The organism is Actinophytocola sp. (genome assembly GCF_049647105.1).
In the GTDB taxonomy this organism is placed as follows: Bacteria; Actinomycetota; Actinomycetes; order Mycobacteriales; family Pseudonocardiaceae; genus Actinophytocola.
This window is the reverse complement of sequence record NZ_JBARWZ010000155.1, coordinates 24724-37713: the sequence shown is the minus strand read 5'-3', so window position 1 is coordinate 37713 and position 12990 is coordinate 24724. Positions and strand designations below refer to the sequence as shown.

Genomic DNA, 12990 nt, shown 5'->3' with positions numbered 1-12990 from the left:
CTGTTGTGTCAGGCCTTGCGCTGCTCCGACTTCAGCACCACCGTGCGGTCGCCAAGCGGCGCGTCCAGCTCCGTGGTGATCTTGGGGTAGCGCAGGTCCATCGTGCAGGCCTTCGGCTGTGCGGGCTGTGTCTCCACCATCAGCACCACGACCTGCGTGTCGGTCTGTTCCGGCACCTCCACGCTGGCCTTGCCGCAGCCGCCCTCCTGGGCGACCACGCCGATGGACTTCCCGTCGTCCTCGGTCCACACCAACTGCGGGTAACCCTTCGGCAACAGTGAGTTGTCGATCTGGGGTTTCGCCACCGCTTCGCCACCGGCGGGAGGTGTCCTCGCCGGCTGACGATCGGGTGTGGCCGACTCCGACGTCGCGGGCGGCTCGTTCGAGCCGGCACCCGGCTCCTGGCTCTCTTGCGTGTCGGCGCAAGCGCTCATGACCAAGAGCAGAACGCCAGCGCCAACAACGGTTCCTAGGCGTTTCATGTGCAGAGGACGCGGCGGGTGCGACAGCCGGTTGCTCAGAGGCCGACAAACACTACTTTCGTATGAAATTCAGTGATCGCAGCCTGCGCGGACCACTGTCCTGCTGCGACGGCGACGGCCCGACCCTCACCCGCCCGCCGACGGCCTGCGCACCCGTCGGGCCCGCCAGGATCGGCTCCAGCGCGAGCCACCGGACCTGTGGCACGTCCTCGGCGAGCGCGGCGACCCGCAGCACCAGGTCCGCCAGCGCGTCCAGGTCGGCCGGTTCGCTGCCGCGGTAGCCGGTGAGCAGCGGCGCGGCCTTCGGCGCACGGACCAGCGCGGCGGCGTCCACGTCGGTCAGCGGCACCGCGCGGTAGGCGCGGTCGCCGAGCAGGTCGGAGACCACACCGGACAGTCCGAACGAGACGAGCGCGCCGAACGACGGGTCGTCGCGCAGCCCGATCGCGCAGCCGATCCCCTTGGGTGCCATGCGCTGCACGTACAGGTCGGCCACCTCGGCCAGCTCGGCCAGGTCTCCGAACGCGGCTCGCACGGCCTCCGAGGTCGCCAGGTCGAGCCGCACGCCCTCCAGGTCGGGACGGCGCCACCACCGCTCCCCGGTGGCCTTCACCGCCACCGGGTACCCGAGCTCCTCGGCCGCGGTGACCGCCTCGTCGGCCGACGTGGCGGTCCGGTGCGGCACGATCTCGATGCCGTAGCAGGAAAACAGGCGCACGGCCTCGGCGTCCGTCAGCTCGACGAGCCCATCGAGTTCACCGTCCATCTCGGACAACCGGGACAGCACCAGCTCGCGGGCACCCTCGCTGTCGAGGTCCGCGGGGCGCACCAGGTCGCCCTTCGGCGCGGACTGCCACGCCGCGTACCGGGTCGCGCGGGCCAGTGCGAGCACGGCCCGTTCCGGGCTCGGATAGGACGGGATCGAGCCGCGAGCGGGCGAACCGTCCGTGCCACGCACCGCCAGCTCGGCCGGAATACCTTCCGTGGCAAGGAAAGTCGACACTATCGGCTTCGTGCCGCCCTCCTCGGCGGCCGCGTCCCGAAGCGCCCGCGCGTACTCGGCGCCGGGAATCGACAGCGGCGGCACGAACACCACGACCAGTGCGTCGGCCTCGTCGCCGCGCAGGTGCGCACGGACCGCGTCGGCGAGCACGTCCGGTCCCGCCGACGCGCCGACGTCCACCGGCGGGCCCGCCAGCTCGAGGCCCTGCCCCAGCGCGGCGTCGGCGGCCAGCACGCCGATCGCGGACGAGTTGCCGACGACCGCGACCCGGCCGCCACGTGGCAGTGGCTGGTGCGCGAGCAGCAGCGCGGTGTCGAAGAGCTGCGCGATCGACTCGACGCGGATGACGCCCGCCTGCTCGAACAGGGCCTGCACGCTCGCGTCGTCGACCTCGACCGACGTCGCCGCCAGCGCGGGCACCACGGCGTTGCGGCCCGACTTCACCGCGACGATCGGCTTGACCCGGCCGAGCCTGCGTGCGAGCCGCGCGAACTTGCGCGGGTTGCCGAACGACTCCAGGTACAACAACACCACGTCGGTCGCCGGGTCGGTCTCCCAGTACTGCAGCAGGTCGTTGCCAGAGACGTCGGCGCGGTTGCCAGCGGACACGAACGTCGACAGGCCGAGCCCACGTGCGGCGGCGTCGGCGAGGATCGCGGTACCGAGCGCACCGGACTGGCTGAAGAACCCGCTGCGGCCGTGGCCCGGCAGCTTCGGTGCGAGCGTCGCGTTGAGGCGCACGGCCGGGTCGGTGTTGACCACACCGAGCGCGTTGGGCCCGACGACCCGCATGCCGTGTGCCCGTGCCTCGGTGACCAGCCTGCGCTCGGCACCCTCACCGGCGGGCCCGGTCTCGCCGAAGCCCGACGAGATCACCACGAGCGCTTTGACGCCCTTGGCGAGGCAGGCGTCCATCACCTCGTCCATGTGCTCGGCGGGCACCGCCACCACCGCGAGGTCGACGGGGTCGGGGATGTCGAGGACGCTCGCGTACGCCCGCACCCCGCGCACCGACGAGTGCTCGGCGTTCACGGGGAAGACGGGCCCGGCGAAGTCGGCCCGCAGGAGGTTCCCGAGCACCGCGTAGCCGATCTTGTCCGGGTCGGTGGAGGCGCCGATCAGCGCGACCGACGTCGGGTGCAGCAGGTTGTGCACGCTGCGCGCCTCCGCCGCCTGCTCCCTTGACCGGGCGACCGCGACCGCCTCCTCGGTGGGGTCGATGGCGAACTCCAGGTGGAAGACGCCCTCTTCCATCTCGCGGGTGACCTGGTAGCCCGCTGCGCGGAACACGCCGAGCATGGCGGAGTTCTCGGCGAGCACCTCGGCGACGAACCGCGGGATCCCGCTCTCCCGCGCCGCGGCGGCGAGGTGTTCCAGCAGGATCGGTCCGAGGCCCCGGCTCTGGTGCCGGTCCTCGACAACGAACGCGACCTCCGCGGTCGGCCCGTGGTCGATGCGCTCGTAGCGGGCCACGGCGACGATGTCGTCGCCGAGCAGCGCGACGAACGCGACCCGGTCGTGGTGGTCGACCGTGGTGAACCGCTCGAGGTCGCGTGGCGGGATCTGCGGGTACGCGCCGAAGTACCGCAGGTAGCGGGTGCGTTCGGACATGCGGCCGTGGAAGGCGAGCAGCGCGTCACCATCGCTCGGCACGATCGGCCGCAGGTGCACGGTGCCGCCGTCGGACAGCACCACGTCGGCCTCCCAGTCCCTGGGGTAGTCGAACGGGTCCCGCTGGCCGGCTGACATGGGTCAGTCTCTCGGATCGTCGGGATCGAGGCCGTGCAGCGGGAAGACCGCGCGCCGGACCTCCTTGATGATGCTGTCGACCCGCTCGCCGTCCTCGCCGTCCCACGGCTCGAAGTCGACGCTCTTGCCGTCGCTCATGGTGAGCGGCAGCTCGGCGGTGGGCGCGATCTTGTCGACGAAACGGGTCCACTCGCTCGGCAGCGTGGTGTCGACGGAGACGTCCCGGTCCAGCACGGTCGCGATCAGGTGGGTCCATGACCGCGGCACGACACGCAGGAGCGCGTAGCCGCCCCCGCCCGCGGCGAGCCAGTTGCCACCCGCGTACCGCTCCGCGAGGTCGCGCACGGTCCGGTAGATCGTGCGGTGCCCGTCGACGGACAGTGACAGCGACGCGAGTGGGTCCTCCTGATGGGTGTCCACACCGCACTGGCTGACGAGCAGTTGGGGCTGGAACTCACCGAGCAGCGACGGGACGACCGCGTGGAAGGCCCGCAGCCACGCGCGGTCGCCTGTGTTGGGCGGCAAGGGCACGTTGACGGCGCTGCCAGGGGCGTTCGGCCCGCCGGTCTCGTCGGCGAAGCCGGTGCCGGGGAAGAGCGTCAGCGGGTTCTGGTGCAGGGAGATCGTCAGCACGCGGGGGTCGTCGTAGAAGGCGGCCTGCACCCCGTCGCCGTGGTGGACGTCGGTGTCGAGGTACGCGATGCGCTCGTACCCGTTGTCCAGCAACCAGGAGATGGCCACGGCGAGGTCGTTGTAGACACAGAAGCCGTGCGCGTGGTCGCGCATCGCGTGGTGCAGCCCGCCCGCGATGCCGACCGCCCGCTTCGTCGCCCCGCTCGCGATCTGCCGCGCGGCGAGCAGCGAGGAGCCGACGACCCTGGCAGACGCCTCGTGCATGTCGGCGAACACGGGGTTGTCCGGGGTGCCGAGCCCGTGCCCGACGTCCCACCCGGCCATCGGCGCCTCCCGCACGGCGGCGACGTACCCGGCGTCGTGGATGCGCTCGATCTCGGCGTCCGTGGCCTCCTGCGGGACGAGCAGCTCGACCCCGTCGAGGACCCCGAGCGCGGACGCGAGCCGGATGGTCAGGTCGAGCCTGACCGGGTGCAGCGGATGCTCGCCGCCGAGGTCGTAACCGAGCAAGGCGGAGTCCCACACGACCGATCCAGGCAAGCCCATGACGCAACCCTAATCGAGACGAGGTGGCCCCGGCCGGTCACCGAGGCATGTTGCATTCTGTATACAGGTCCATCAGCCGGGTGCGTCGCCCGTGGCCACCGGCCGGTCCGGGTCCGCGCTCCAGTTGGACCACGACCCCGCGTACAGGGCGGCCCTGTCCGTCACCCCGGCGACCTCGAGCGCGAGCAGCACCGAGGTGGCGGTGACACCGGAGCCGCAGTACGCGCCGACCGGCTGGTCGCCGAGGACGCCAAGGCCTGCGAAGTGAGCGGCCAGCTCCTCCGGTGTGCGCCAACGGCCGTCCGGTCCCGTGTGGGCGGAGAACGGCGCGTTGACCGCCCCCGGCACGTGCCCCGCCTCAGGGTCGATCGGCTCCACGTCGCCCCGGTAGCGCTCCGGCGCGCGAGCGTCCAGCAACAGGCCCGTGCGTGCCAGCCCGGCCGCACCGTCGGCGTCGACGACCGGCAACTGTCCCGGCCGGACGGTGACGTCGCCCTCGTCCGGCACGGGCACGCCGGTGGTCACCGGCCGCCCCTCCGCCTGCCACGCGGCGAACCCGCCGTCGAGTACGCGGACCCGATCGTGGCCCGCCCAGCGCAGCAGCCACCACAGGCGGGCGGCGATCGAGCCGTTGTCCGCGTCGTAGGCCACGACCGGGTGACCGTCCCGGACACCGGCGGCCCGCAGTACCCGCTCCAGCTCCGCTGGCGAGGGCAACGGGTGCCTGCCGCCGGGGCCCGGCGGCGCGGCGAGGTCGGTGTCGAGGTCGAGGAACACAGCACCGGGCAGGTGCCCTCGGTCGTAGTCGTCCCGGCCGGGCAGGCCACCGAGGCGCCAGCGCACGTCGAGAAGCGTCGGCGGAGCCGAGGAGGACAGCGACACAGCGAGGTCGGCACACGACACCAACGGAGTAGTCACCCGGCTATTCTCCACTCACCCGAACTGCCGTGCCCTGTCCCGCAGCGGCACCCGTTTACTGCCCGTGACCGCCACACTGCTCCACCCGGACGAGCGACTAACATGGTTGACGACGAAGGGGAACGGCGTGAACGAGCTCATCGACACCACCGAGATGTACCTCAAGACGATCTACGAGCTCGAGGAGGAGGGCGTCGTCCCGCTGCGCGCCAGGCTCGCCGAGCGCCTCGGTCAGAGCGGTCCGACCGTCAGCCAGACCGTCGGCCGCATGGAACGGGACGGCTTGGTCGTCGTCGCGGGCGACCGGCACCTGGAGCTCACCGATCACGGCCGCGCCCTCGCCATCACGGTGATGCGCAAGCACCGCCTCGCCGAGCGCCTCCTGGTCGACGTCATCGGTCTGGAGTGGGAGCACGTCCACAGTGAGGCGTGCCGCTGGGAGCACGTGATGAGCGAGGCCGTCGAGCGCAAGCTGGTGAAGCTGCTCGGCCACCCGACCACGTCGCCCTACGGCAACCCGATCCCCGGTCTGGACAAGCTCGGCGAGGGCGAGCCCGCCCCGCCGGTGGAGGCCGACCTGGTCCGCATGGACGACGTCGCCCGCCGCGGCGGCGGCAAGGTCGAGGTCCGCCGCATCGCCGAGCACGTGCAGCTCGACCCGGACCTCATGGCCGAGCTCAAGGAGGTCGGCGTGATCCCGGGCCAGACCGTGCAGGTCGGCCCGTCCAAGGGCGAAGGCCACACGATCGAGGTCAGCGGCGAGCGCAGCTCGGCGCTGGTCGCGCCGACCGTGCTGCACGCCGTGCTCGCCCGCGCGAAGTAGGCGACCCCGGCCACGTGACCACCACCAACGAGCACGGCACCGCCGACGCGCAGGACAACACCCCCACCGGCAGTGCACCAGTCGGTTCCGCGGCGCCCGTTCCGGCACCCACTGCGACACCCACTGCGACATCCACTGCGGCCCCCGCTGTGGGGTCCTCCTCGGGAGCCGACGCGTCCGTGCTCGGCACGGCCACGCACAACGTGCCCGCCCGCGCGGCCGCCGAGTTCCTCGGTAGGCACGGCCGACCGCCCACCGGTGTGTGGTCGGCGCCGGGCCGCGTCAACCTGATTGGCGAGCACACCGACTACAACGACGGTTTCGTGCTGCCGTTCGCGTTGCCGTACCGCATCGCGGTGGCCGCGTCACCCCGCGACGACGGCGTGCTGGCCGTCACCACGGTCGGCGGCGACGGCAGGCCCCAGCAGGCCGCGCCCGTGGCCATCGCCGACCTGGCGCCCGGTTCGGTCGAGGGCTGGGCGGCGTACCCGTCGGGGGTGGCCTGGGTGCTGCGCGACGAGGGTTTCGGCGGTGGCGCCGATCTCGTCATCGCGGGCGACGTGCCCGCCGGCGCCGGTCTGTCCTCCTCTCATGCGTTGCAGTGCGCGACCGCGCTGGCGCTGCTCGGGCTGGCCGGGGTGGAGCTGGACGAGCCTGCCGCACCGAGCCGCGCGACGGTCGCCAGGTGGGTGCAGCGATCCGAGAACGACTACGTCGGCGTCCCGACCGGTCTGCTCGACCAGACCGCGTCGCTCTCGTGCGTCGCCGACCACGTGCTGTTCCTCGACGTGCGCTCCGGATCCCTGGAGCAGGTTCCGTTCGACGCCTCCTCTGCTGGTCTGGCCGTGCTCGTCATCGACACCAAGGCGAAGCACTCACACAGCGACTCCGGTTACCGCGAACGCCGCGCGGGCTGCGAACGCGCGGCGGAGTTGCTCGGGCTGCCCGCGCTGCGTGACGTCACCGAGTCCGGACTCGACGACGCACTGCCCCGGTTGCCAGAAGAGCTCCGCCCGCTCGTCCGCCACGTGGTCACCGAGAACGTCCGCGTGGAACGCACGGTGGAGCACCTGCGCGCGGGCCGCATCGCCGACATCGGCGACCTGCTGACCGCCTCCCATGCCAGCATGCGCGACGACTACCGCATCTCGTGCCTCGAGTTGGACATCGCGGTGGACACGGCGCTCGCCGAGGGTGCACTGGGTGCCAGGATGACCGGCGGCGGCTTCGGCGGGTCCGCGATCGCACTCGTCGCCGCCGACGAGGTGGAGACCGTCGGCAAGCAGGTGCTGGCGGCGTTCGCCGAGCGCGGACTGACCGCGCCGGGTCTGTTCACGGCGGCGCCCTCCCCGGGCGCGGGCCGCGACAGCTGAGCTTTGTCGAATATGTCGCAGACGAAACGGAGAACGTGGTGAAGCTGCTCGTGACGGGCGGGGCAGGGTATGTCGGAAGCGTGTGCGCGGCGCGGCTGCTGAAGGCCGGCCACGAGGTCGTCGTGCTGGACGACCTGTCGACCGGCCACGCCGACGCCGTGCCAGAGGGCTGCCGATTCGTCCAGGCGGACCTGGCCGAGGCCGCGGAAGGCCTGCTCGCGGAAGGCTTCGACGGCGTGCTCCACTTCGCCGCGAAGTCACTGGTCGCCGAGTCGATGCAGGACCCCAGGAAGTACTGGGACGGCAACGTGCTCACCTCCCTTCGTCTGCTCGAGGCCGTGCGCGCCTCCGGGACGCCACGACTCGTGTTCTCGTCCACGGCCGCCGTGTACGGGCAGGCCGAGGTGGTCCCGATCGTCGAGACCGCGCCGACGCGCCCCACCAACACCTATGGCGCCACCAAGCTCGCCATCGATCACGCCATCACCTCCTATGCGCAGGCACACGGGCTGGGTGCGGTGAGCCTGCGGTACTTCAACGTCGCGGGCGCGTGGGGCGGCTACGGCGAGCGCCACACCACAGAGACCCACCTCATCCCGCTGGTCCTGCAGGTCGCCCTTGGCCAACGCGAGGCGATCCACGTCTACGGCGAGGACTACCCGACCGCCGACGGCACCTGCGTCCGCGACTACATCCACGTCGCCGACCTCGCCGAGGCACACCTGCTCGCCCTCGAACACGCGAAGCCGGGCAGCCACGACATCTACAACCTGGGCAGCGGCACCGGCTTCTCCGTCCGCGAGGTCATCGAGACCTGCCGCAAGGTGACCGGACACCCGATCCCCGCCGAGATCAAGGACCGCAGGCCCGGCGACCCACCCACCCTGATCGCCTCCAGCGACCTCGCCCGCGACGAACTGGGCTGGAAGCCGGAACACGTGGACCTGGACACCATCGTCGGCGACGCGTGGGAGTTCACGCAGGCCCGCTCCGCCCTCTGACCGGCTCGGCGGCGCCCAAGGCTTGTGTTGATCACTCACCATCACCTCCCGGCCACGGGGGCAGGCACTCGGTCAGCGGGTTGACCGTGGGCCGCGCGGGGGCGAGTAGCCCCAGAGTGGCTGCCGTGCGGACGTTCAGCGCACCCGGTGCGTGTTCGGGAAGCAGCGAGCCGGAACCTGGAAACGCGGCGGCTTCCGAGGACGGCGGATCGGGCGGCTCGGCGTTGCCGGGCGGCCCGACCACGCCGGACGTTTCGTCGGCGCGGGGCGGTCCGCCCGCACGAAGCGGCCCGCCGTTGCCGGGTCGCCGGTCGTTGGCGGGTCGCCCGTCCGCGCTGGGCGACCCGTCGCTGCTGGACGGCTCGTTCATGCTGGCGCGCTCGGCGTTGCTGGGTGGCCCGTCGTTGTTGGATGGCTCGTTCATGCTGGCGCGCTCGGCGTTGCTGGGTGGCCGGTCCGTGCGAGGTGGCTCCGTGTCGGGTGGGTTGTCGGGGCGGGGTGGGTCCTCCTTCGGTGACGTGGGTTGTTGTGGTGATGGGGTTGTCTCCCATGGAGGATCGTCGTCCAGGGTGTCGTCTGCGAGGCCCTCGTTTCTCAGGATGCTCTTCATCAGCAGCGTTCGCAGGTGGTGGGCTGGGACAGGGTGGCTGAGGGCCTGGTCAAGCAACAACGCCATTGCGTGGGCCGGGTTGGCGTCCAACGCCGTTCGTACGGCCAGTGCCGCCAGGACACCCGCGCCGCGCAGGTACGCCGACATTGCCAGCAGCACCGCCGGTTCCGCTCGTTCCGGGGCTGGCAGCGCGCGGATCAGCACCGTCCACAGGCGTTCCGCCGCGTGCGGGGTTGCCGTCAGCGCCGCCGCGATGCACTCGTCCTTCACCTCCGGGTGGGACAGTGCTCGCGCCAGGCGCACCACCTGGCGGTCGTTCAGCACCGGCAGGTCCGGTGTCGCCTCTGCTTCGGTCAGCATGCTCGTGACCATGGCTACGTCTGCCACCAGGTCCGCCTCCGTGTACTGACTCTGCGGGCTCCTGAGGTGCGTGTCGAGTAGTTCTTCCCTTCTCGCAAGGGTTTTCGGTGGGTCGGGTGCCAGTTGTGTCGCCATGTCCTCGCGGTCGCGGTACATCGGGTCCCCCGCGATCGCGCTCGCGACCGCCCACGTCGATGTCTGTGGGTCCGGGATCTCGGCCGTGCACTGGGGATCGAGGTAGCACCGCCAGCGTTCGCCATGGGTGATGGTGCGTACCCAGCTGGCGTGCACGAGCAGGATGTCCTTGGCGGCGAGGCGTTCGCTCAGTGCGTCGACCAGAGGACGGTGTTCCTCTTGCGTGCCACCGATGAGCACGGCCAGTACCGCGGCAGCCTCGTTCATGGCCGCCGCCGCGACCAGGTGGTCGGCGACAGCGTCGACGTGTCCGGGCGCGGGCAGGTCCGCTCTCATCGTCGTGGCCATCGTCAGCGCCGGACCCCGGGTGAACGTGAACAGCACCAACGAGTCCTTCGGCGGGAAGCCGATCATGTACGGGATGCCTGCGGTCAGTGCCGACAGGTCGCGGAGTGCGATGTGGGTGTGTGGGAGCGAAGTCGTCATGCGTCCACTGTGCGCGGAGGAACGACGGTGCGGGGTGCGCGGCGGCGCGATTGTGGACAAGTGGGTGGGCTGTGGACAAGTGGCCAGGAAACCGCCTCCGGGGAAGGGAATTGTCGGTGGGGTGTGGTAGCGCCGCGCTCGCCACCCGAGCCCGACATTCTGCTCGGAAATTGTCGGTGCTCTCGTGCACCATGTCGGTGTGCGTGACTTCATCCACCGTCTCCCCAAGGCAGAGCTCCACGTCCACCTGGTCGGCTCCGCGTCGATGGACACCGTCCTCGATCTGGCGCGTCGCCACCCCGGCCATGAGGTGCCGACGGAGCTGGAGCGGTTACGCGCGTTCTACGAGTTCACCGACTTCGCGCACTTCGTCGACGTGTATGTGAAGGTCAACCAGCTCGTGCGCACGGGTGCGGACGTCACCGCGCTCACCGTCGGGCTCGCTCGTGACCTCGCCGCCAACCAGGTGCGCTACGCGGAGGTCACGGTCACGCCGGTGCCGCACATCCTGATGGGCATCGAGCCGGACGAGCTGGCCGAGGCGCTCACCGAGGGCCGCAGGCTCGCGCTGCGCACGCACGGCGTGGTACTGGCCTGGGTGTTCGACATCGCGGGCTCGCTCGGCTACGAGGCGGGTATCACGACCGCCGAGTGGGCGCTGCGGCACCGCCCGGCGGGCACGGTCGGCTTCGGGCTCGGCGGCAAGGAGGCCGGTGTGCCCCGCGAGCGGTACCGCGTGCCGTTCGACATGGCACGCGACGGCGGGCTGCATCTGGTGCCGCACGCGGGTGAGACCACCGGCCCGGAGACGATCTGGTCGGCCCTCACCCACCTGCGCGCGGAACGCATCGGGCACGGCACCAGCGCGGTCCGCGACACGAACCTGCTGGCGCACCTGGCAGGCGAGGGCATCCCGGTGGAGGTGTGCCCCACCTCCAACATCCGCACCCGCGCCGTCGCCACCCTCGCCGAGCACCCGTTCCCGCGGTTACTCGACGCCGGGGTGCCGGTCACCCTCGCCACCGACGACCCCGGCATGTTCCACACCGACCTCGAACGCGAGTACCTGCTCGTGCACGAGCACTTCGGGCTGAGCCGAGGCGACCTCGCCGACCTGGCGAGAGCCGGGGTACGCGCCGCGTTCTGCGGCGACGACCTCAAAGCCACAGTGCTGGCCGAGATCGACGCCGTCGAGCGGGCCTAGACGAGCCCGCCCTGTCTGGCTACCTGTCTCGCAAGGGTCAGGCGGAACGCCAGGCGGCGTTTCCGTGGCGAGTGGCCAGCTGATCACCGAAGATCAGCAGGCACCCGAGACACTTCGTCTCATTCCCGGTCGGCTCGACCAGTCGGGACGTCAGCGCAGAGTGCGTGCACACCGCTTCCGACACCACCTCACCGAGGGCCTGGAACGCGTGCACCTTCAGGTCCCAACCCGAGAGGAACCACGCCACTTGATCAGCCATGACCCCAGCATCCGCCACGGTCTACGATATTTCGAGTTTTAGTCACGTACTCGCATAAAATCACGGGCTACCGATTCCAGAATGTCCCGCGCATCGTCTCCGGTAACTGCTCTACCGCGAAAGTACTTGAATACGTTCAGGTGATACGACACGTCCCGGTAGTCCCGTAAGGTTATCTCTCCAGAGAACAACTCGACGACCACCAACCGGTCGTCGTAGGCAACGAAGACGTTTAGCGGACTGGCACCAACCATTGCCGAACCAGGAAGAATCGACAATTCGACGTTCTGTCGTTCGGCGACCTCGGCCATATGTCGAAGTTGCCCAACCATCGCCTGGGATGGCGCTCGTTTCAACCTCACAGCCTGCTCGGTCAACAGAAAGTAGAATTGGCGAGTTTCATCGTTCAGAGTGTCCTGACTGTCCAGTCGCGCCCTGACTGCCCGGTCGATATCACGGGCAGGGTTACCCTCGATCACCGGCGTCAGCGCATACCGCGCGTACTCCGGTGTTTGCAGCAGCCCAGAGGAGACGATCGGCAGGAAGTGGCGGACTTCCGCTGATGACTCCGTCAGCGCCTTGATCTCGGCTTGCTTCCGCCACATACCCGAGCGGGCGACCGAACGCCAGGAAGCGTGTTCGACGTTGGCCACCCGCGCCAGCGATAACACATGCTCGGCCACCGGAGGAGAGACCGACTCAAGCCCCCTCAGCATCCGCTCGACGTCTGCGACCGAAGGCAAGATGCGGCCGGACTCGATCCGGCTGATCTTGGATTGGGACATGGCGATACGAGCGGCCAGCCTCTCCCCGGATAGTCCGGCCGCCTTGCGCAGATCCCTCAGCGTCTCAGCGAGGTTCCGACGATCCTGCCGGTTTTCAGGTTCGGGCATATTCACCGAACGGCACCGCGTGTTCCAGAGCGGCGCGTTGCCAACGTTGGTACATTTCGAGATCGGGGTTCTCTCGCCGGTCCACGTTGAGAAGTGTTCCGTCGGGATTGAAGTTCAAATCAACTACCTGGGAGTCATCAAACAGCCAGAAGTCGTGCGCGGGTAGATCCAACTCAACCTCGGTCAGATCGAGGATACGAATATCCTCACCGGCTTCCACGTTGCCGGGAATGCCCCAATCTAGTTGATACCGCTGGTATTCGGTCAACGGTTGCCGGACGACGCGAGCCCGCCCGATGGACTTACCTTCCGATACGGCAGCCCTGACCGTCTCGTGCCACGCCTCGTTGTGTCCTTCCGGCCTGGCCGCTCTCCAGCGTCCGAGAAGCCTTGTACGGGCCAGCGCGGAAGCCGCACCCAGAAGGATGTCAGAGGGTCACCCCCTGAGACCCTCAGTAGTCGCATGTGTACATGCTCGACCAAGCCGCTGGCCACGGCAAGCTCTATGCACGTGT

At 70.0% G+C, this 12990-nt stretch carries 12 protein-coding genes; 4 read left to right on the top strand and 8 right to left on the bottom strand.

The features are described 5' to 3' along the window. Positions 1-8: 8 nt before the first annotated feature. The 4 genes from WBA97_RS19585 to WBA97_RS19570 all read right to left on the bottom strand — a co-directional run bounded on the left by WBA97_RS19585 (position 9) and on the right by WBA97_RS19570 (position 5331). Positions 9-434 (bottom strand): hypothetical protein, encoded by a 426-nt coding sequence (locus WBA97_RS19585; protein ID WP_424232300.1) that lies wholly within the window; start codon positions 432-434, stop codon positions 9-11. Positions 435-534: 100 nt separating this feature from the next. Further along, complete coding sequence (locus WBA97_RS19580; protein WP_424232299.1) at positions 535-3234, bottom strand: GNAT family N-acetyltransferase; 2700 nt, start codon at positions 3232-3234, stop codon at positions 535-537. Positions 3235-3237: 3 nt separating this feature from the next. Continuing rightward, positions 3238-4407, bottom strand: a complete 1170-nt coding sequence (locus WBA97_RS19575; RefSeq protein WP_424232349.1) for an acetoin utilization protein AcuC — start codon at positions 4405-4407, stop codon at positions 3238-3240. A 78-nt stretch (positions 4408-4485) separates the two neighbouring features. Beyond that, a complete protein-coding gene (locus WBA97_RS19570) occupies positions 4486-5331 on the bottom strand; it encodes a sulfurtransferase (protein WP_424232298.1) in 846 nt (281 codons plus the stop codon). Between the two features lie 127 nt (positions 5332-5458). On the opposite strand from WBA97_RS19570, the gene WBA97_RS19565 reads away from it, so the two are divergent. From WBA97_RS19565 to galE, 3 genes are all read left to right on the top strand, one after another. Next, a complete protein-coding gene (locus WBA97_RS19565; protein WP_424232297.1) occupies positions 5459-6154 on the top strand; it encodes a metal-dependent transcriptional regulator in 696 nt (231 codons plus the stop codon). Positions 6155-6333: 179 nt separating this feature from the next. Continuing rightward, positions 6334-7527 carry a galactokinase gene (galK, locus tag WBA97_RS19560; RefSeq protein ID WP_424232296.1) on the top strand — a complete coding sequence of 398 codons (1194 nt, stop codon included), beginning with the start codon at positions 6334-6336 and terminating at the stop codon, positions 7525-7527. A 38-nt stretch (positions 7528-7565) separates the two neighbouring features. After that, positions 7566-8528 (top strand): UDP-glucose 4-epimerase GalE, encoded by a 963-nt coding sequence (gene galE, locus WBA97_RS19555; RefSeq protein WP_424232295.1) that lies wholly within the window; start codon positions 7566-7568, stop codon positions 8526-8528. 31 nt (positions 8529-8559) lie between these two features. On the opposite strand, the gene WBA97_RS19550 is transcribed toward galE, so the two are convergent. Then, the gene (locus WBA97_RS19550; protein ID WP_424232294.1) at positions 8560-10119 is read right to left on the bottom strand and encodes a DUF4192 family protein; all 1560 of its coding nucleotides are present in this window, start codon (positions 10117-10119) and stop codon (positions 8560-8562) included. A gap of 199 nt (positions 10120-10318) precedes the next feature. Here WBA97_RS19550 and add point away from each other — a divergent pair, with 199 nt between their 5' ends. Next, positions 10319-11323, top strand: a complete 1005-nt coding sequence (gene add, locus WBA97_RS19545; RefSeq protein WP_424232293.1) for an adenosine deaminase — start codon at positions 10319-10321, stop codon at positions 11321-11323. Between the two features lie 37 nt (positions 11324-11360). Here the strand turns inward: add and WBA97_RS19540 are convergent, their stop codons facing one another. The 3 genes from WBA97_RS19540 to WBA97_RS19530 are packed head-to-tail and all read right to left on the bottom strand — an operon-like array spanning position 11361 to position 12878. After that, complete coding sequence (locus tag WBA97_RS19540; RefSeq protein WP_424232292.1) at positions 11361-11582, bottom strand: hypothetical protein; 222 nt, start codon at positions 11580-11582, stop codon at positions 11361-11363. A 38-nt stretch (positions 11583-11620) separates the two neighbouring features. Continuing rightward, positions 11621-12475 (bottom strand): helix-turn-helix domain-containing protein, encoded by an 855-nt coding sequence (locus tag WBA97_RS19535; RefSeq protein WP_424232348.1) that lies wholly within the window; start codon positions 12473-12475, stop codon positions 11621-11623. Then, complete coding sequence (locus WBA97_RS19530) at positions 12462-12878, bottom strand: DUF6879 family protein (protein WP_424232347.1); 417 nt, start codon at positions 12876-12878, stop codon at positions 12462-12464. Before WBA97_RS19530 ends, WBA97_RS19535 begins: the two co-directional genes overlap by 14 nt. Positions 12879-12990 lie beyond the last annotated feature (112 nt).